The sequence below is a fragment of the Luteibacter sp. OK325 genome (assembly GCF_003050935.1).
Lineage (GTDB): Bacteria > Pseudomonadota > Gammaproteobacteria > Xanthomonadales > Rhodanobacteraceae > Luteibacter.
The window spans coordinates 246,800-263,707 of sequence record NZ_QAOX01000006.1 but is presented as its reverse complement, the minus strand read 5'-3'; the positions used below and the strand labels follow the sequence as shown (position 1 = coordinate 263,707).

Below are 16,908 nucleotides of genomic sequence, written 5' to 3'. Positions count from 1 at the left end.
GCGCCGTTCTGGCCCTGAATTCGTGTCGAGTCTGACGGGAAACCGCTCCAGGCTTCCCTGGAGCGTTCGCAGTCACGCCGATCGTGGCCTACCGCGTCATCGACGGGCCAGCCTGTTGAACCGGGTCGGGTGCCTGCTGCTGCGTCTGCTGTGGGATCTGCGCCTGCTGCTGCGCATTGTTCTGCATATGCGTAACGGCCTCCTGGCTACTTTGCGCTAGCGGAGTCTGGATCGCCTGCACAACGTCGACTTCGACGAATTGCTTGAAAGGGGAGTTCAGTTCGCCCTGTATTGCGTAAGCACGGTTGGCATCGTCCGAGAGGGCGACATGGTCGATGCGATTGAATCCGGCCATGGCGGCAGCTGAGGTAAGGCCACCGGCGAGCGCTTGCGTATGCGGGCCCGGGACGCGACCGTGCTCCTCATCGATCCTCGCGACACACGAGTGGGCCTGCACGTAAATACCGTGAGCAGGGTGGCGGGCATCGAGCATGTCGGGAACGGTTGCCTGAGTTGACGTCTGCGCCTGGGCCTTCGCCTCGGCGAGTGCTGAGAGTGTTGCCGGTCCCGCTACGCCATCGGTACGCAGTCCGTGAGTCTGCTGGAAAGTTTCCAACGCTTCCCTCGTGTGCGGGCCGAAGCGCTGGTCTGCTTGGAGCGGGCTGCCGTCGCGACCGGTGAAGCCGAGAGCGGCAAGATCAGTCTGCAAGGCACCTACAGCCTCGCCCCTGTCGCCCTCGCGGTGCACGTTCGAAGCCGCACGCGGGTGGACGGGATCGGCCTGATGGCTGCTTGAATGGAGTACACCGGCCAGTTGTTCGTCGGTCAGCGGTGGGCTCTGGTTGGTGTTGCCAGGCTTCCAGGCCTCTGCGCGCGCGATGCCGTCGATCAAGGCACTCCGTTCGTCCGGGGTCATATCCAGGACTTTCTTGCCGTGCAGGTCAAAGCCTTCCGCCGCAGCCGTGGCGTAAATTGTGTTTGCCTGGCTGGTGTGGTGGGTTACCCCGCTGTAGTCCGCCTTTGAATAGCCCTTCACGAGCTCCTCGACGGTGTTGTCTGCAAACCGGTCGACGACGAGTTGCTTCTGAGCCTCGCGCCCTGCCTCGTAATTCTCGAAAACGGCGTTGCCCCAGTGGTCGAGGTCCACGACGCCGTGGTAACGGGTCTGAGCAGTCGCCAGGGCCTTTTCCTTACTTCGCGTGGAATGCACGGTCTGGTCGGCGCTTCCTTCGAATTCGAATTTTAGGTTGCCTGGGTTGTTGTTTCGCCAGGAAACGGTTCCGTCTTTCGCCGTCACCCACGTGTTGTCTTCCATCTCATAGACACGAGTCATGCCCTGGCTTGCCACGAGGCGGGTCACTTTCTTGTCAGATAGAACGTCCATATATCTTCCTTGCTGAGGCCCAAAGGCCGTTAAATGCCACGCCTGCACTGGGTGTCAACTTCCTTGCACGCTTTGCCGCCTGCTGCATTGCAGGCGTCCATGGCCTGCGAGACGGCTTGCTTCTTTTCTTTGTTATCAGAGCTAGCGCCGCTGAACGGACGAGACGACTCGTCCCGCACGAGAGAGATGCAACCGTCCTGCTGCTGGACGAGAATCTTGCAGTCCTGCTTGTCGCAGCGACCGACCATGTGTTTCCAAACAGCTTCTTGCGATTCGTCGCCAGTCAAGATCCAGGACTTGCCGGTTTTTTGGTTCACGATGAGGGTATTCAGATAAACCGGTATGGCCCACTCGGCATCCATGTCCTTCGCAAGGCCGGACTTTGGCAAGGGCAGAACGACAGTTCGTTCTTCGTATCTGCCCATCACCACGATGTGACGGCTTGCTGACTTGACGTGCCATTCGCCCGATTGTCTGGTCAGGTCGATGATCGTGGTGGTGGGCTTCTCGCCGCCATCTTCCTGGTCAATGTGTATGTGGCCATGCTTGACGTCCAGGCCTTCGACCATAAATGGGTCATCGTGGAACTGGCTGCACTTTGAGCAGGCGATGATCTTGTCGCTCGACACTTCCGGGGCGAACTTGCCGTCTTTCTTGCCGAAAATGATGAGGTCCCTGTATGTCACGCCGTCCTTGTCGGGTGGCGTTTCAAACACGGCTACGGCGTCGGCGTCGACCTGATCACCACTGGCCTTGAAGGCGAGGAGGTGAGTGCCCTGTGGTGCGGATGCAACGATTTCTGCGGGGGCGCTCGGCGTAGGCTCGGCCGTTTTTGACATCGCCGGGAACGCCATGAGGAAGGCGAAGGCGCCCAGAAAGGATATGCGTGGGTTCACCATGTGTTGCGTCGTCCTGTCCTTGAATTCGGCCCGAGTCTAACCGCAACCGCTCCCGTCGCTGTGAGACGGAGTGCGGGCTTTGGCGGCGCCGACATCAATGTGTGCCTGACGCATCCGCCGGCGCCACGCTCTTCTCCCAAGACAAGCGGGCATGTGCCTCGGCAGCGCAATGCGCCCCCATCTGCGTAAGCGCCGCAACCGCATCAAGCGACAGCGCCATCCGTCGGCAATCCACCGTATCCGACTCATGCACGAACTCGGCGAGCAGCTCCGTGAGGCCGCGTGCGTACTGAAGCAACTCGGCCGCGTTGTTGAGAAGATCATGCGCCGTAGCGTCAGGATCGGCGTAATAGCGAGCACGGCGTGCCGCGCTGTGTTCGTTGTTTGTAGACATGACTGCTCCTTGATGAAGCCACCGTTTGCCTGGTACGACACGCGCACGAAGCGACGTGCCGCGGATCAATCGGACTCGCGGTTTCAGGGCTGCCCGTGGCCGGGCGCCGGGCGGATTGGTTGATGACGTGGGTGAGCGTCAGCTCGCTTACTCGACGCACGAAGCTACGCGCCGGGTTACACGGCCAAGAAACATCTCATGGTTAGCTGACGCCCCGGATCGTCAACCGTGTCTGCGACGGATGCAGACAGCCCGGTAACCGTTGAGGGTGTCGCCGAGGGGATTCAGCGGGCGAGCGAGTGCCGTAAGATCGTTGGGACCCACGATTGACTCCTGGTTAGTTGGTTGTGGTCAGCGGTCCGGGAGTGTTCCTAGCACTCTCGGGCCGCGCTTCTCACCGCGTCGAGCGATGGTTGTCTGCGCAGCTGACTAAGCGACGACGCAGGCAACGGGATGACCGTAGCAAAACAACATTGGGTTGTCTGTAGGGGTGAGTACGCTTGCGAGTCTTTTGCTACCTTGACGCGAGATATCGCGAGAATTCTGAATCTCGTTTCCCAGTCGCGGTCCGAAAATTCGGAATCATGTTCGGACGCATTGAGCGTTGGCATGTTGTAGGAATTTACCGACAGACGTGCGGATGGGCGCCAGCGTAAGCTTTTCGTTCGCCATGGTCATGGCATTGGAAAAGCGAGATCTGTGCGTGGCTGTCAATGAAACTTTCAAAGGCCTGGATACACGCTCATTGGACGATGTTGTTGGCAACTTACCATTGCATGTACAACAACAAGTCATCGTCGGGATGCTTGTGTGGATTACCGCTTCGGCTGTCCGCATTGAGCACAAGGTCGATCACCTCGGTACGCTCGTCGACGGTCTCGAGGAGGCCGTCGAAGACTTGGCTATTGGCGTCAGGGCCATCTTCTTCGTGGAGAGCGCGTACGAGCGATTCGATTCGCCGCACCGGAACGGCGGTGTCCAGAAGATCGGATTGAACGCCATCCTCCGGAATATGCGCCAAGGGCGCCGCCCTCGCCGTCCGGCGTGAAAGACGATCACGTGCTGTGGCAAGTGTCACGCTGCGTGACAATGCAATTCACACAGCCTCCAAGGCGACGCGATCAACGAAGAAATCCACGCTGAACAGCATTTTCTTGCGGCTCGCAAACTCGCGACCGACGCATGACACTAAGCGTCTTCCTGAGCTCCCGAGAACGTCATGCGTAAGCCGATTCTCACGTTAGTCCTGCTGGCCCTCACTTCGGTGGCTGCCAGCGCCGCCGACTCCCCCAAGGATGTCCAGGCACTCATTGCCAAGGGCGACTACCCGGCGGCAGAGACCGCGCTGCGCCAGGCCGTTTCCGAACACCCGGAGAGCGCCAAGGCCCACTACATCCTGGCTGAGGTCCTTGCCCACGAAGGCAATATCGGCGAGGCCAAGACCGAGGCGTCCAAGGCAGCGACCCTGGACCCGGCGACCAAGTTCACGGATCCGGCCAAGTTCCAGCACTTCCAGCACCAGCTGGATGCAGCGCTCGCGCCGCCGTCCGCCCGGCCCGCGGCGGTAGCTCCCACGCGTTTCACTGAGCCCCAGCCGGCCGCCCGTACCGAAGCTGGTGGCCAGTCGCACATGACGGGCTGGCTGATCGGGGGCGTGATCCTCGTTCTGATCATCTTCTTCCTGATGCGTCGTCGGCAGAACACGAATAGCCAGTTCGGCAACGGTTATCCGCCGGCACCGCCCATGAATGGCGGTCAGTCTTATGGTGGCCAGCCTTATGGCAGCAATCCAGGCTATGGCAATCCGGGCTATGCGCCCCCGCCGTCGTCTGGCGTGGGTACGGCTGTCGCTGCCGGCCTTGGTGGTCTGGCTGCCGGTGCGCTGCTCGATGAAGCACTTCGTTCCCACCGCGACGGTGAAGAAACGCACAACACGGGTGCGAGCGGCTTCGGCAATCTGGGGCCGGATTCGTCCTCACAGCCGGATCCGTCTGCACAGGCGTACGACGATCTCCGCGACGACCCGATCGACATGGGCAACAACGACAGCTCGTGGGACGACAGCTCGTCCGACGGTGGCGGTGACGACAACCAGTGGTGAGATGTGTCGGCATCCGGTGATTCTGGCTGAAAGGCTAGAATCACGGTTCCCCTGATCGCAGCGGTTCCGTTTGGCTTCCTTCCTTCTTGTTCTTGCCGTCGGCCTTGTCGCTGGATGCCTCAGCGGCGTCATCGGAACCGGCTCGTCGTTGCTGCTGCTTCCCTTGCTGACGTATCAGTTCGGGCCGAAGCACGCCGTGCCGGTCATGGCTGTCGCGGCGGTGATCGCCAACCTCTCACGCGTTATCGCCTGGTGGAAGGACATCGACTGGAAGGCCGTGCTGGCTTACGCCGCACCGGGTGTTCCTGCCGCCGCGCTGGGCGCGTGTACGCTCCTTGCCTTGCCGCCGCGATGGATCGATGCAGGGCTTGGACTGTTCTTCCTGTCGATGCTGGCGCTTCGCCGGCTACGTCCTCCGTCCAAACCGATGCCCCTATGGGGGCTTTCCGTTTGCGGGGCGGCCATCGGCTTCCTGACAGGACTCGTCTTGTCGACGGGGCCGCTCAGCGTTCCTGTGTTCACGTCTTACGGCCTGGTCGGCGGACCGTTCCTTGGGACGGAGGCCGCGACCGCCTTGGCTTTGTACGTCAGTAAGGTCACCACGTTCCGGGAATTTGGCGCTCTGTCTGGCGAGGTCGTCATTCAGGGGCTCATCGTGGGTGCGTCGCTGATGATCGGCACGTTTATTGGCAAGGGCATCATCAGCCGGATTCCGGGCCACCGATACGCTTACCTTATCGACGGATTGATTCTTTGCTCGGGTGTTTCGCTATTGTGGGCTGCACTTTCCAGCCACGCCTGATGTGAGCCCACCATGTACTGGATCATCACCAAATACCTGATCACGGCCGCCGTGGTCGTCGCTGTCTCCGAAGTGGCGAAGCGCAGCGACCGTCTCGGTGCGCTGCTGGCTTCCTTGCCACTCGTCACGTTGCTCGCGTTGACCTGGCTTTACGTCGAGAAGCAGCCCGCCGAGAAGATTGCCAACCACGCCTGGTACACCTTCTGGTATGTGGTGCCGACACTACCCATGTTCCTGGCGTTTCCGGCGTTGCTCGCACGGTTCGGCTTCTGGCCCGCGTTGGGCCTTAGCGCGGTGATCACGATCGCGTGCTTCGCGGTGTTTGCCGTATGCGTCAAACCCTTCGGGATTCGGCTTCTCTGACGTGACGCGCAGCCTCAGCGATGAACACGCCGCCACACAACCTCACCATGCGCGCCTTCCGCCGCACCGCTCGACGGCTTGGCCACCGTGTAGGTCAGTTCGTCGCCCTTGATGACGAATGCGCTGTCGCCACCCTTGCCATCCCAGTTCGGAAACGATGCCTGCGCGATGTGGCTGTGCATGGTCATGCCATCGACGCTCACCGTGCCGTAGTGCGCGTTGAAGTCCAGGGATGCGGCGCGGTATTCCTCCGGCGTGCCCTTGGACTTGTCGTTGACGGCGAACGGCATGCGTTTGGCGCGCACGATGTCCATCATGTAGTTGCCGTGGGCGTCGATGAGCCAGAAGCCTTCGGGGTTCGGTCCGTAGAGTTCGACGCGATGTCCATCCGGGTAGACGTTGTCGCAGCGGACCAGGGTCCAGGCACCCTCCAGGACGCCGGGGCCGGACGAGGCGGTGTCAGCGGCGAGGGCCCCGAGCGGCGCGGCGACCAAAGCCAGGGAGGAAGCGAGGGCGAACAGGGAAGGGCGCTTCATGGCGGGAAAGCCTTGGGTGAGGTTGGGTGGGGTCATCCTCACCGCCAGTTCCGCATTTGATAATTGGCCTTGTTCTTCATTGACCTTCAAATATAATTTGAAGATGATCCCAGCCATGAACCGCCTGAGCGACATGCAGCTGCTCGTCGACGCCGCCGATCTGGGCAGCCTGTCGGCGGCTGGACGCAGGGCGGGCCTGTCCCCGGCGGCCGCCAGTGCGTGTGTCCAGCGGATCGAGGCGGCGGTGGGTGCCCGGTTGTTCGAACGAACGACGCGGCAGCTGCGCCTCACGGATGAAGGCCGTACTTACCTGGGTTATTGCCGCATCGCTATCGAGGCGATGAAAGAGGGCGAGCGCGCCGTGCGTAGCGGCACCGATACCGTGAGCGGCACGCTGCGACTTTCGGCGCCCTCGGATCTCGGTCGCAACCTGCTACTGGATATCCTCGACGGGTTCATGGCGATCCATCCGGACGTGCGTATCGTCCTCTCGCTGGCCGATTCGATCTCGCGCTTCGTGCCTGATGATGTGGACGTCGCGATTCGCGTCGGTCCGCTCGAGGACAGTTCGTTGGTCGCGCGGCATCTGCTCGATAGTCGTCGCGTGGTGTGTGCCTCGCCGGAGTGCATCGCGACGCATGGCATGCCGACGCGGCCGGAGGATCTCGTCGAACGTCCCACGCTGGTGCTGACGACCAACGCCGGTCCTCGCGACGAGTGGCGCCTGGGTGACGCGACGGTACGCGTGCGTCGTTATCACGAGTGCACCGATAGCGAAGTCATACGCAAGTGGGCGATTCGTGGGCTGGGCTTCGCCTACCGCCAGCAATGGGCGGTCGCGGACGATGTTCGCGCAGGACGTCTCGTGCTGGTGAACGCGCCGGCCTGGTCGGCACCGTCGCCCATCCACGCCATGTATCACGCGAACACGTATCAGCCACCGCGCGTGCGCCGGTTTATCGACTTTCTGCAGGCGGAGATGGTACAGAGGCTGTCGACGTAGCTGCTCGTTCGGCAATCGCCGCGAGCAGGCGGCGATCTTCTTCAGGTAGTGCGTCGAACCATGCGGCTTCTTCGCCGGGTTCGGGTAGCACGTGGCCGAACTCGGCCATCAGGCTGGGGCGGATTTCGCTCAGGTAAACCCAGATGCTCTGTGTCAGCACGCCCGATGCCACCGCTATGTCGCGGACGAGGCGTTCGACGAGTGTTCGCTTCTGGTCGTCGGTGCGGCCGCTGCGGACGTGGCCGTGGATGAAGAGGGTGTCGCCTTGTAGAGGGGCGCCGCCGATGAACCAGTCTTCGCGTGGGGCGTGGTCGAAGACGACCTGGGCGAAGTAGGTGTTGGCGCCGGTGATTTCGGCGTGGGCTGTTGTTATGGCTTGGGCGATGCGTTGTTTTGTTGCTGCGTCCAGATTGGTGAAGGTGCTGCGGACGATGTAGGTTGGCATGGTGGTTTCCATGGTGGCGTTGTCGCGAGCACCCTTCGCCGATGAATCGGCTCCCACATTGGATCGGCAGGTTGTTACCGTGCAACAGCGCGGTTATGTGGCGTATTGGGCTTCGCCGTTGCCGAAGGACCAGTTTTCTTTCTTGGTTTCGACGAGATTGACGAAAACGTCCTGGGGGCGCATGCCGACGGAGTCGCCCATGTTCTTGACGATGGCCTTGTAGAGGGCCTTCTTCTGGTCGAGCGTGCGGCCTTCGTTGAAGGTGATCTGCACCGAGACGAAGTTGTCGCCGCGGTCGATACCGAGGTAAGTGCGGTCGAAAATCAGACCATCGGTATCGTGTTCGGCAATGACCTGGAAGCGGTCGTTCTCGGGTGCGCCAATGCTGCTCAGGGCGTCGTAAACGGCCTTGCCGAGCTTGCTGCGATAGGAACTGTCTTTGCCGCGAAGCAGATCGATGCGTACGAAGGGCATGGGAATCTCCCGTAAGGATGAAGCAGGGGATGGATCAGGCGTTGAGCCCGACGCTGAGTCGAGTCAGTTCGGAAATCGCGCTTTCGAGTACCTGCCAGCGATCGGCACCGTAGGTCCCGACCACGCGGGTCTGCGCGTCGTCCCAGAGCTGACGCGCTTTGATAAGTAGCGATTCTCCCTCCGCGGTGAGGGTGACCGTCTTGGCCCGGCCTTTCGTGGGCGAGGCGATGGCAATCCAGCCCGCCGAGGTCATCGGCGTGAGCATGCGGTAGAGCGAGGTGCGGTCCATGACCATCTCGTCGGCCAGGCGGCTTAACGCCAGGTCCGGCTCGCGCCAGATAGCCTTGAGGATGCCGAACTGGGCCACGGTCACGCCCAGCGGTGCGAGCGTGTCGTCGTAGAGGCGGCTCAGGGCGCGGGTGGCCTTGCGCATGGTGGTGCAGGCGCAGGGGAGGTCGGTGGCTGATATAGACTGATGCATATACATAGTGTAAATACATCATAGCGAATGTCAATGGTACCCCGGAGGCTCGAAATCCCATGAAGTACGCCACGTATCGCCATGAGGGCGAAGTCCATGTGGGTCTGGTATCGGACGACGCCCTCGCCGTCACCCCGCTGGCCAACGACAGCGGCCCCGTGACCGACCTGCACGATGTATTCGCCGGCACGTCCAGGGCTACCGGCTCGTCGATCGCCCTTGCCAGGGTCGAACTGCTGGCGCCCATCCCCCGGCCACGACGCAACCTGTTCTGTGTCGGCAAGAACTACGCTGCCCACGCGAAGGAGTTCGCCGGCAGCGGCTTCGACGCCGGGCATACGGGCGCTCCCGAGGAACTGCCGACCGATCCCATCGTGTTCACCAAGGCACCCGAGTGCGTCATCGGCCACGGTGCGGCCATCTGGTCAGCGGAGGGCGTGACGGACTTCCTCGATTACGAGGCCGAGCTGGCGGTGATCATCGGCATCGGTGGGCGAGGCATTACTCGCCGGGACGCCATGCGCCACGTCTGGGGCTACACCATCATCAATGACGTGACAGCGCGCGACTGGCAGAAGCGTCACAAGCAATGGTTCCTCGGCAAGTCGTTCGACACGTTCGCGCCGATGGGACCGTTCGCCGTTACCGCGGACGCCATCGACGGCGCCGCGCTGAAGCTTTCCTGCCGCGTCAACGGCGAGCTTCGCCAGCACGCGAATACGCGCGATCTGATCTTCGACATCCCGAGGCTGATCGAAACGATATCCGCCGGCATCACCCTGATGCCAGGCGACATCATCGCCACGGGCACGCCCGAAGGGGTGGGCATCGGGCGGAAGCCACCGACGCCGCTGCGTCGTGGCGACCTCATCGAGATCGATATCGCCGGTATCGGCACGCTCGAAAATCGTGTTGGCTGAAAACATCCGGCCCGCGCGGACGACCAAGGCGCGCGCCGACGACTCAGGCGGCCCGCAGGTCCTCGTCCTGCCCGGTGGTCATCGCATCGACCGTCGGCTGACCCAGCGCGAACATCGTGCCCGCCACAAGCTCGCGACGTAGCGCCTCGCGCTGCCGAAACGCCGAGCGATGCTTGCTCACGACGTCGATTTCGCTCCGCTCCGGCTCGTTCGCGGGCAGGTCGAAAAAACCATCTCGGGAAAGCACGCCGGCGGATTCGATCCAGAAGGTGTCGTAGCTGGCCTTGATCCGACCTGCGCGCGCGTGGCCATCGTTGCTGATGCCACGCAGACGCGACAGCCCATGGCTGGCGGCGAAGCCATAGAGCAGCGAGAGCAGGAGATTCTTCGGACGCAGGCCGTGGCACTGGCGGGTGACCTGACGCACGCGCTCCTGGCCGTCTTCGGTGTTCGGGCCTTGTAAGCAACCGACCAGCAGCTCACCCGACGAAGGCAGGAGTGTGATGGTGGCCGAGAAGAGCAGGGTGTCGTCCGCTGTGGCCAAGGCGATGTTCAACTCGCCTTCGCAGCCCTTGCGGGTGGGCGGCATGAGTAGCACGCGCAGCAGCTCACCGTTCTTCATGGCGGCCTCGGCGAGAACAACCTGGCCCTCGGCAATCATGCGCTCGAATAGTCCCTGCGGCAGGGCCGAGACGACGAAGCCGTAGTGATCCATCAGCGCATCGAGGCGCTTGCGAGCGCCGAAACGGCGGCTGATGAAGCGGTGCTGCCAGCGCTCGACCAGACGTCCGTCGCGTTGAGCGGCGGCACGCAGGGCAGGGTGGGTCTGCAGAAGGCCGAGCCAGCGAAGGTGGCGCAGTGGCGCCACGAGGCAACGCGCCGCGTAGCCCGCCGCGTAGACGCGGGCGGAACGGCGGGACTGCCAGTCGTTACGCTGGCGGAAGCTCTGAACAATCCATTGCAGGGCAATCAAAGGGGGGACTTCGCGGGGACGTGCGCGGAGTCTCTTCGTAGAATCTTTCGACAACCTTTCGCGCTTCGAAAGGATCTGCGGAGGCCTGTCCTGCCCTCAAACTTCGAGCGGGTCGCCCTCGTGGAGCTCGTCCATCCAGCCCCGCCGCCGGTGCAGCGCCCACTCCACGTGCTGGGCGAACAGCACGTCGATGGGGCCACCCTGGGCCATGGCCGCGAGCCGTCCTTCGGTCACATTGCCCAGGTGCTCGGCCTGTTCGGCATAGCCGACGATGCCTTCGGCCTCCAGCTGGGAAAGGACGGTCTGCAGGTTGCGGTGGCGGGCGTTCTGTACGGGCATGGGCGCGACTCCGGGTCTCCTGTAAAGGATCGGCGAGCGTCGCGCGGCCTTTAGTCCGCGTGTGTGAAGGCGGTCACAGGAATCCGATGCGCTTCGCCCAGGCGGCGAACAGCGAGGGCCATGCAGCGACCTGCGAACCCGGCGGGCCCATGCCCCAACCGTGACCGCCCTTGTCGAACACGTGCAGTTCGGTTTCCACGCGGTTCTTCTTCAGCGCGTCATACATGATCAGGCTGTTGCCGATGTTCGCGATGGGGTCGTCCCTGGACTGGGCGAGGAAGGTAGGCGGCGTCGCATGGGTCACGTGCAACTGCACGGAATACGCCTGGACCGAATCGGCCTGGGTAGACAGTTCACGACCCGAGCGCGTGGTGTCGTAGGGCTGTTGCAGCGAGATGACCGGGTAGATCAGCGCCACGAAATCCGGTCGCGAGGAAAGCTGGTCCGCTGCATCCACGGCGGGATAGAGCACATCGGCGAAGCGCGTTTCGGCAATGCCGGCAAGATTGCCGCCGGCCGAGAATCCGACCAGACCGATGCGGGCTGGATCCACGCCGAGCTCATGAGCGTGCGCGCGAAGGGTACGAATGGCGCGTTGTGCATCCTGGAAGGGCGCGACGGCCGGCCAGTGGTCGGCGGGCAGGCGGTAATAGAGCACCACGGCCGTGACGCCTTGCGAGGCCAGCCACGTCGCTGTCGGCATCACTTCCTGCCCGATCCCGATACGCGCGTAGCCACCGCCACCGATCACGATCACGGCGGAGCCGTTGGGGTGGGGCGGCGTGTAGATCTCGATGCGCGGACGGCTCACGTTGGACACGGCACCGGCGTGGCTGCCTTTTTCGTAGACACGCTCTGGGCGCTGCGGGCCGTTTCCGCCCGGGGGCGCGGCGGGCCACAGGTCGATGGTGATCGGCTTGCCTGCATCGGGCCGCGATGTCGCGGTGGCCTTACCGGGACACGCGATGAAGAAGGTCGCGGCCAGCAGCGCGATCCGGAGAAAGTGCATGGGGTTTGCCTGGGGAATCGGTCGCAGTCGACCCTATCAGCCGGCCGCTTTCTGTTCGCTTGCAGGCTTACCCACTTCCGCCCACTCGGGCAGGGCGGCGTTGATCTGGTTCAGCAGGTCGTCAAGGTCGTGGGACTTCCGCGCCAGTTCGTTCGCGCGCTCGGCTTCGCGCCGTTGTTCCTCGTCGTAGTCGGCGCTGGCACCGGTGGCCGCTTCGACAATCAGGCGGGCGTATTCACCGACCAGATCCGGGGAGGGCACCCGGAACCAGATCTTGTTCTCCACCCAGCGGATATCCGGCGAGGTGTGCCGGGAGAACACCGCTTCGCAACGGGCGGCGAAAAGACGTAACCAGGGATCGGTCGGCGCGTTGCTCAACTCGGCCAGAACGCAGTACCCGACATCGTCCTGCCTGGCGGCGGAAAACCCGCTGACGCGGGGGCCCAGATGGGTGATCGTGGTCATGGCGGCTCCGAGAATCCCCACGAGATATAAGCCGCCGCGTGTGGAGGAGCCGCGAAGCGGTCTTGCATCGATTTCACACATGCATGGGCCGTGTACGCGATGCTGGCCCTAATCCGGCCACGGGCGCCATGCGCCCATCGGACCACGCGGTGAGAGACGAAGTCAGGCGCGCGCGCGATACCCAGGTCATGCAAGACGTCTTGCAGGGTCGACGGACGGGGCTGGCCGGGTTGGCGCCCTTTGCCGGGCCGGCCGTGGTCGTGTCCGTGGCCTATATCGATCCGGGTAACTTCGCGACCAATATCCAGGCCGGTGCGCGATACGGGTACGGACTGCTCTGGGTGGTGGTGCTGGCGAATCTGGTGGCGATGCTGTTCCAGAGCCTGTCGGCGCGGCTGGGCATCGTGACCGGGCGCGACCTTGCCCAGCTTTGCCGCGAACGCCTGCCCAAACCGCTGGTTTACGTCATGTGGGTCGTCAGCGAACTGGCGGCGATGGCGACGGACCTGGCCGAGTTCCTCGGCGGAGCGATCGGCCTGAGCCTGTTGTTCCACTTGCCGCTGCTGGTGGGCATGGCCATTACGGGCGTGGTGACCTACGCGCTGCTCATGCTCGAGGGCATGGGCTATCGGCGGCTCGAGCTGGCGATCGGTGCGCTGGTCGGCGTGGTCGGCCTTTCCTATCTGGTCGAGTTGTTCGTCGCCCCGGTGGGCTGGGTGTCGTTGGGACAGCAGATCTTCGTGCCCAGCCTTCCCGATGGCGCGGCGGTGGCGATCGCGGTGGGCATCATCGGTGCGACGGTCATGCCGCATGCCCTGTTCCTGCATTCAGGCCTTACCGAGCGCCGCGCGCGCCCGAAGAGCGACATGGAGCGGCGACGGATCATCCGATTGTCCAATCTCGAAGTGGTCCTGGCGTTGACCGTGGCCGGCCTGATCAACCTGGCCATGGTGGTGATGGCGGCCGGTGCGTTTCATGGCAGCCATCCGGACGTCGCCAAAATTGAAACGGCTTACCAGACCCTGGTGCCGTTGCTCGGCGGCGCCGCGGCGACCATCTTCCTTATCTCCCTCGTGGCGTCCGGCTTTTCCAGTTCCGTGGTCGGCACGATGGCGGGGCAGATGATCATGCAGGGCTTCGTCGCCTTCCGTATCCCGATATGGGTGCGTCGCTCCGTCACGATGGTGCCGAGCTTCGCTGTGGTCATGGCCGGCGTGGATGCGACCCGCGCGCTGGTGATGAGCCAGGTGGCGTTGAGTATCGCCTTGCCGTTCCCGATGATCGCGCTGGTGTGGTTCACCAGCCGCCGCGACACCATGGGTATGTTCCGCAACAGCCGGCCTGTCGTCGCGCTGGCGAGTCTCGGCGCGCTGGTCGTGCTCAGCCTTAACGTGGTGCTGCTGCTCGATGTCGCTGGCGCGATTTCGCTTTGACGCGCACGCCGAAACCGATGCAAGTCACGGGGCTGGCGCAGGGTGATCAAGGCCTGCCACCGTGCGCAAAATGCGCTTGCTCACGGCAGGCGTGTGCGATGCCCACGGAATGAACATATGTCGGAAGCGCGCGACAAGAGGGTTGCCGCTGCGCGCAAGCGACGTAATGGCATGGACACGACGTACGACGCCCTTGTGCACCGCGTGGCGCTCGCGGTGGTAACGCTCGAGCGCATCCATCGGGTTGGCCCCTGGCACGGTGAGGTACATCGCGAAGGCGGCGGCATCCTCGATACCGAGATTCATGCCGCGCGCGCCGACCGGTGAATGCACGTGCGCAGCATCCCCACCGAGTGCGATGCGGTCGATAGCGCAGCGATCCGCGACACGGTGTGCGATATGGAACGACGACTCCCACATCGGCTCGCTGGCGACGGTGCCGGGCGGTAACTGTGACAATGGATCGGGCATGTTCGACATGACACGCCAGATCTCCTGGTTGAGTGCCAACAGAAAGATCATGCCATCGGGGAAGAACAGGATGTGCGCGTGGTCATGGTCGAGCGGCGTGTCCAACGGAACGTCGTACAGCGGCCACGGTTCCGGATAGGACGAACCGGAAAAACCGATCTCGAGTGTCTTGCGGAAATCGCTGCGCGCACCGTCGGCGGCGAAGACGGCCGAGTAGCCGTCTTCACCATCGCTTGCGCCGTTCAACGCCACGCGTACCTCGTCGTCGTCCTGGCCTACGCAACCGGCACGAACACCACGCTCCACGTGGATGTTCCGCGCGAGCAGCGCTTCGGTCAGCAGCGCCTCACTTCGTTCCTGCGAGAGCACGGTGAGGCCGTAGCGCGGATGCATCGATTCGGCTTCGACGGTGGCCAGAAGCTTGCCGTGTTCGTGGAAGCGCACGCCGCGGATGCGACGACCCTCGTCGAGCATGCGCTCGGTGACGCCGGTCTCGGCGAGCAGGTCGAGCGTGCGGGGATTGACCACCAGGGCCCGCGAATGGGGTGACGGCTGCATCGCGGAATCCACGATCCGCGCCCTCACGCCGCGCATATCGAGCAGCAAGGCGGCGGCTAGCCCTGTCGGGCCGGCACCGGCGATCAGGACGGATGGCTGGCTCATGCGTGCGCTCGGCAGGTGTCGACCAGCCGATCATAGCGGTGGTACCCGCGCAAAACTGCTAACCTCCGGCGCCTGACCGACCGGAGATTTGCCATGAGCCTGATCCAGACCCCCGTTTCTTACGGCGAGCTGATCGACAAGATGACGATCCTTCAGATCAAGCTGCAGGAAATCAAGGACGAGGCCAAGCTCGCCAACGTGCGTAACGAGCTCGAACTGCTCGACGCGACGTGGAAGAACGACAAGGCCTCGGCCACCGACATCGTCGACGAAACCGCGCGCCTGCTCTCGGTGAACCAGCGCCTGTGGAAGATCGAGGACGACATCCGCATGAAGGAGCGCGCGCAGGCCTTCGACCAGGAATTCATCCAGCTCGCTCGCTCGGTGTACATCGAGAACGACGAGCGCGCGGCGATCAAGCGCGAGATCAATATGAAGCTCGGCTCGACGCTGGTCGAGGAAAAGTCCTACCAGGATTACCGCGCCCCGCAGGCCTGATCTGCGAGCTTCTGTAGGAGCCGATTCATCGGCGATGCTCTTGTGGGAGCCGCTTCAGCGGCGATTGGGTGCTTGCCTCAACCTGGCCCGCTGCCGCGGGATCGCCGCTGAAGCGGCTCCCACATCGCCGATGAATCGGCTCCCACATCGCCGCTCCTACAGTGCGCTGCGTTAACGGTTCAAGGTCAGGTGCAGGTGCTCGGCGCAGGCTTCGAAGCGGGCGACCATTTCGTCGACTTCCACCAGGTCCATGACGCCGGGCTTTTCGATCTTCGTGCCCCACGGAATTTCTGACGCCGGCTTGCCGAGGTACTTGCGTGAGGCCGCGTCGTACTTGTCGACGCACCAGCGACGGTCGGAGTAGGGACCGGAGCGCTCCGGGTTGCTCGCCGCATGCAAGCCGAGCACTTTCACGCCGGCCGCGTTGGCCATGTGCATCGGCCCCGAATCCGGGGTGAGGATCATGGCGCTGCGCGAGAGCAGCGCCATGAAGCGCTTCAGCGTGTCCTTGCCCGTCAGGTCCATCGGCGGGTGTTTCACCGCGGCGAGGATGCTGTCCGCCAGGGCGCGCTCGGGCTCCGAAGGGCCGCCGACCAGGACAACCCGGAGGCCGCGGCTCATCGCATGATCGATCAACGCGGCGTAGCGCTCGACGCGCCAGTTGCGCACCGTATGGCTCGACATGGGGCTGACCAGCAAGGTCGGTGCTTCACCGGGCAGTTGCTCCGCCGCCCACGCGCGAGCCTCGTCGGGTACCGGGATATCCCAGCGAACCTCGGTCTGCTTCAGGCCGAGCGGCTCGATGAAGCTGGCCATGGCGTCGAGCACGTGCTCGCCCGTGCGCGCGGGGATGCGTTCGTTGACGAAGAGGCCATGAAGGTCCTTGGAGCGGGCATGGTCGTAGCCGATGCGCCGGTGCGCCTTTACGGAAAGACTCAAGAGGTTGGAGCGCAGGGCCACCTGCATGTGAAGGAGGGCGTCGAAGTGCCGACCGGCCAGGGCCTCGCGCACGGCGCGCACGCCTGCGCGGCCCTGGCCCTTGTCGAAGGTGATGAACTCCACGCCGGGCAGGTCGCCGACCAGGCGCCGCTCCAGCTTGCCGATGATCCAGGTCAGTCGCGTCCGCGGCGCTTTTTCCTGCAAGGTCCGGATCAGCGGCGTCACGTGCGTTACATCGCCGATGGCGGATGTGCGCATGATGCAGAGACGGGAGTCTCCCGGCGGGAGGGGGCGGCTTGTTAGACTGGGCACGATC

General features: G+C 63.5%; 21 protein-coding genes. 8 read left to right on the top strand and 13 right to left on the bottom strand.

Annotated elements, in window-relative coordinates; translation table 11 throughout:
* Positions 1-88: 88 nt before the first annotated feature.
* The 3 genes from C8J98_RS14770 to C8J98_RS14760 form a co-directional block, all read right to left on the bottom strand.
* Positions 89-1,360 (bottom strand): peptidoglycan-binding domain-containing protein, encoded by a 1,272-nt coding sequence (locus C8J98_RS14770; protein ID WP_158272721.1) that lies wholly within the window; start codon positions 1,358-1,360, stop codon positions 89-91.
* Positions 1,361-1,413: 53 nt separating this feature from the next.
* Positions 1,414-2,283 (bottom strand): DUF4189 domain-containing protein, encoded by an 870-nt coding sequence (locus C8J98_RS14765; RefSeq protein ID WP_107913953.1) that lies wholly within the window; start codon positions 2,281-2,283, stop codon positions 1,414-1,416.
* A 94-nt stretch (positions 2,284-2,377) separates the two neighbouring features.
* Entirely contained in the window at positions 2,378-2,677 is a 300-nt protein-coding gene (locus C8J98_RS14760) for a hypothetical protein (protein ID WP_107913952.1), read from the bottom strand.
* Between the two features lie 640 nt (positions 2,678-3,317).
* Here C8J98_RS14760 and C8J98_RS14755 point away from each other — a divergent pair.
* The 4 genes from C8J98_RS14755 (at position 3,318) to C8J98_RS14740 (ending at position 5,943) form a co-directional block, all read left to right on the top strand.
* Positions 3,318-3,725, top strand: coding sequence for a hypothetical protein (locus C8J98_RS14755; RefSeq protein ID WP_107913951.1), 408 nt, complete (start codon positions 3,318-3,320; stop codon positions 3,723-3,725).
* A 171-nt stretch (positions 3,726-3,896) separates the two neighbouring features.
* The gene (locus tag C8J98_RS14750) at positions 3,897-4,778 is read left to right on the top strand and encodes a tetratricopeptide repeat protein (RefSeq protein WP_107913950.1); all 882 of its coding nucleotides are present in this window, start codon (positions 3,897-3,899) and stop codon (positions 4,776-4,778) included.
* A gap of 70 nt (positions 4,779-4,848) precedes the next feature.
* Positions 4,849-5,580 (top strand): sulfite exporter TauE/SafE family protein, encoded by a 732-nt coding sequence (locus tag C8J98_RS14745; protein WP_107913949.1) that lies wholly within the window; start codon positions 4,849-4,851, stop codon positions 5,578-5,580.
* Positions 5,581-5,592: 12 nt separating this feature from the next.
* Positions 5,593-5,943, top strand: a complete 351-nt coding sequence (locus C8J98_RS14740; protein ID WP_107913948.1) for a DUF3147 family protein — start codon at positions 5,593-5,595, stop codon at positions 5,941-5,943.
* Between the two features lie 14 nt (positions 5,944-5,957).
* Here C8J98_RS14740 and C8J98_RS14735 read toward each other — a convergent pair whose 3' ends face one another.
* A complete protein-coding gene (locus C8J98_RS14735) occupies positions 5,958-6,479 on the bottom strand; it encodes a lipocalin-like domain-containing protein (RefSeq protein WP_158272720.1) in 522 nt (173 codons plus the stop codon).
* Positions 6,480-6,594: 115 nt separating this feature from the next.
* Between C8J98_RS14735 and C8J98_RS14730 the strand changes: the two genes are divergently transcribed.
* Positions 6,595-7,482, top strand: a complete 888-nt coding sequence (locus C8J98_RS14730) for a LysR family transcriptional regulator (protein ID WP_107913946.1) — start codon at positions 6,595-6,597, stop codon at positions 7,480-7,482.
* Here C8J98_RS14730 and C8J98_RS14725 read toward each other — a convergent pair.
* The 3 genes from C8J98_RS14725 to C8J98_RS14715 all read right to left on the bottom strand — a co-directional run bounded on the left by C8J98_RS14725 (position 7,436) and on the right by C8J98_RS14715 (position 8,834).
* A complete protein-coding gene (locus tag C8J98_RS14725; protein WP_107914005.1) occupies positions 7,436-7,927 on the bottom strand; it encodes a tautomerase family protein in 492 nt (163 codons plus the stop codon). The genes C8J98_RS14730 and C8J98_RS14725 overlap by 47 nt on opposite strands.
* 93 nt (positions 7,928-8,020) lie before the next feature.
* Positions 8,021-8,401: a tautomerase family protein gene (locus tag C8J98_RS14720; RefSeq protein ID WP_107913945.1), complete on the bottom strand. Its 381-nt coding sequence runs from the start codon at positions 8,399-8,401 to the stop codon at positions 8,021-8,023.
* Positions 8,402-8,435: 34 nt separating this feature from the next.
* Positions 8,436-8,834, bottom strand: coding sequence for a MarR family transcriptional regulator (locus C8J98_RS14715; protein WP_158272719.1), 399 nt, complete (start codon positions 8,832-8,834; stop codon positions 8,436-8,438).
* 107 nt (positions 8,835-8,941) lie between these two features.
* Here C8J98_RS14715 and C8J98_RS14710 point away from each other — a divergent pair, with 107 nt between their 5' ends.
* Positions 8,942-9,802, top strand: a complete 861-nt coding sequence (locus C8J98_RS14710; protein WP_107913943.1) for a fumarylacetoacetate hydrolase family protein — start codon at positions 8,942-8,944, stop codon at positions 9,800-9,802.
* A gap of 43 nt (positions 9,803-9,845) precedes the next feature.
* Here the strand turns inward: C8J98_RS14710 and C8J98_RS14705 are convergent, their stop codons facing one another.
* From C8J98_RS14705 to C8J98_RS14690, 4 genes are all read right to left on the bottom strand, one after another.
* Positions 9,846-10,775 (bottom strand): DUF535 family protein, encoded by a 930-nt coding sequence (locus C8J98_RS14705; protein ID WP_158272718.1) that lies wholly within the window; start codon positions 10,773-10,775, stop codon positions 9,846-9,848.
* 96 nt (positions 10,776-10,871) lie between these two features.
* Positions 10,872-11,114, bottom strand: coding sequence for a hypothetical protein (locus tag C8J98_RS14700; RefSeq protein ID WP_107913941.1), 243 nt, complete (start codon positions 11,112-11,114; stop codon positions 10,872-10,874).
* Positions 11,115-11,187: 73 nt separating this feature from the next.
* Complete coding sequence (locus C8J98_RS14695; protein ID WP_107913940.1) at positions 11,188-12,123, bottom strand: alpha/beta hydrolase; 936 nt, start codon at positions 12,121-12,123, stop codon at positions 11,188-11,190.
* Positions 12,124-12,159: 36 nt separating this feature from the next.
* Positions 12,160-12,588 (bottom strand): hypothetical protein, encoded by a 429-nt coding sequence (locus C8J98_RS14690; RefSeq protein WP_107913939.1) that lies wholly within the window; start codon positions 12,586-12,588, stop codon positions 12,160-12,162.
* Between the two features lie 188 nt (positions 12,589-12,776).
* Between C8J98_RS14690 and C8J98_RS14685 the strand changes: the two genes are divergently transcribed.
* Positions 12,777-14,021, top strand: a complete 1,245-nt coding sequence (locus C8J98_RS14685; protein WP_199229926.1) for an Nramp family divalent metal transporter — start codon at positions 12,777-12,779, stop codon at positions 14,019-14,021.
* Positions 14,022-14,045: 24 nt separating this feature from the next.
* Here the strand turns inward: C8J98_RS14685 and C8J98_RS14680 are convergent, their stop codons facing one another.
* Positions 14,046-15,155: an FAD-dependent monooxygenase gene (locus C8J98_RS14680; protein WP_107913938.1), complete on the bottom strand. Its 1,110-nt coding sequence runs from the start codon at positions 15,153-15,155 to the stop codon at positions 14,046-14,048.
* A gap of 93 nt (positions 15,156-15,248) precedes the next feature.
* On the opposite strand from C8J98_RS14680, the gene C8J98_RS14675 reads away from it, so the two are divergent.
* Complete coding sequence (locus tag C8J98_RS14675) at positions 15,249-15,653, top strand: DUF6165 family protein (protein WP_107913937.1); 405 nt, start codon at positions 15,249-15,251, stop codon at positions 15,651-15,653.
* Positions 15,654-15,824: 171 nt separating this feature from the next.
* Here C8J98_RS14675 and C8J98_RS14670 read toward each other — a convergent pair whose 3' ends face one another.
* Positions 15,825-16,850: a glycosyltransferase family 9 protein gene (locus C8J98_RS14670; RefSeq protein ID WP_107913936.1), complete on the bottom strand. Its 1,026-nt coding sequence runs from the start codon at positions 16,848-16,850 to the stop codon at positions 15,825-15,827.
* Positions 16,851-16,908: the final 58 nt, after the last annotated feature.

Bases quoted from the DNA above. Each gene is read 5' to 3' on its own strand.
- C8J98_RS14715 (WP_158272719.1), bottom strand. From the start codon at position 8,834: ATGCGCAAGGCCACCCGCGCCCTGAGCCGCCTCTACGACGACACGCTC.
- C8J98_RS14710 (WP_107913943.1), top strand. From the start codon at position 8,942: ATGAAGTACGCCACGTATCGCCATGAGGGCGAAGTCCATGTGGGTCTG.
- C8J98_RS14765 (WP_107913953.1), bottom strand. From the start codon at position 2,283: ATGGTGAACCCACGCATATCCTTTCTGGGCGCCTTCGCCTTCCTCATG.
- C8J98_RS14675 (WP_107913937.1), top strand. From the start codon at position 15,249: ATGAGCCTGATCCAGACCCCCGTTTCTTACGGCGAGCTGATCGACAAG.
- C8J98_RS14755 (WP_107913951.1), top strand. From the start codon at position 3,318: ATGGGCGCCAGCGTAAGCTTTTCGTTCGCCATGGTCATGGCATTGGAA.
- C8J98_RS14680 (WP_107913938.1), bottom strand. From the start codon at position 15,155: ATGAGCCAGCCATCCGTCCTGATCGCCGGTGCCGGCCCGACAGGGCTA.
- C8J98_RS14730 (WP_107913946.1), top strand. From the start codon at position 6,595: ATGAACCGCCTGAGCGACATGCAGCTGCTCGTCGACGCCGCCGATCTG.
- C8J98_RS14735 (WP_158272720.1), bottom strand. From the start codon at position 6,479: ATGAAGCGCCCTTCCCTGTTCGCCCTCGCTTCCTCCCTGGCTTTGGTC.
- C8J98_RS14725 (WP_107914005.1), bottom strand. From the start codon at position 7,927: ATGCCAACCTACATCGTCCGCAGCACCTTCACCAATCTGGACGCAGCA.
- C8J98_RS14740 (WP_107913948.1), top strand. From the start codon at position 5,593: ATGTACTGGATCATCACCAAATACCTGATCACGGCCGCCGTGGTCGTC.
- C8J98_RS14670 (WP_107913936.1), bottom strand. From the start codon at position 16,850: ATGCGCACATCCGCCATCGGCGATGTAACGCACGTGACGCCGCTGATC.
- C8J98_RS14750 (WP_107913950.1), top strand. From the start codon at position 3,897: ATGCGTAAGCCGATTCTCACGTTAGTCCTGCTGGCCCTCACTTCGGTG.
- C8J98_RS14695 (WP_107913940.1), bottom strand. From the start codon at position 12,123: ATGCACTTTCTCCGGATCGCGCTGCTGGCCGCGACCTTCTTCATCGCG.
- C8J98_RS14690 (WP_107913939.1), bottom strand. From the start codon at position 12,588: ATGACCACGATCACCCATCTGGGCCCCCGCGTCAGCGGGTTTTCCGCC.
- C8J98_RS14700 (WP_107913941.1), bottom strand. From the start codon at position 11,114: ATGCCCGTACAGAACGCCCGCCACCGCAACCTGCAGACCGTCCTTTCC.
- C8J98_RS14685 (WP_199229926.1), top strand. From the start codon at position 12,777: ATGCAAGACGTCTTGCAGGGTCGACGGACGGGGCTGGCCGGGTTGGCG.
- C8J98_RS14720 (WP_107913945.1), bottom strand. From the start codon at position 8,401: ATGCCCTTCGTACGCATCGATCTGCTTCGCGGCAAAGACAGTTCCTAT.
- C8J98_RS14760 (WP_107913952.1), bottom strand. From the start codon at position 2,677: ATGTCTACAAACAACGAACACAGCGCGGCACGCCGTGCTCGCTATTAC.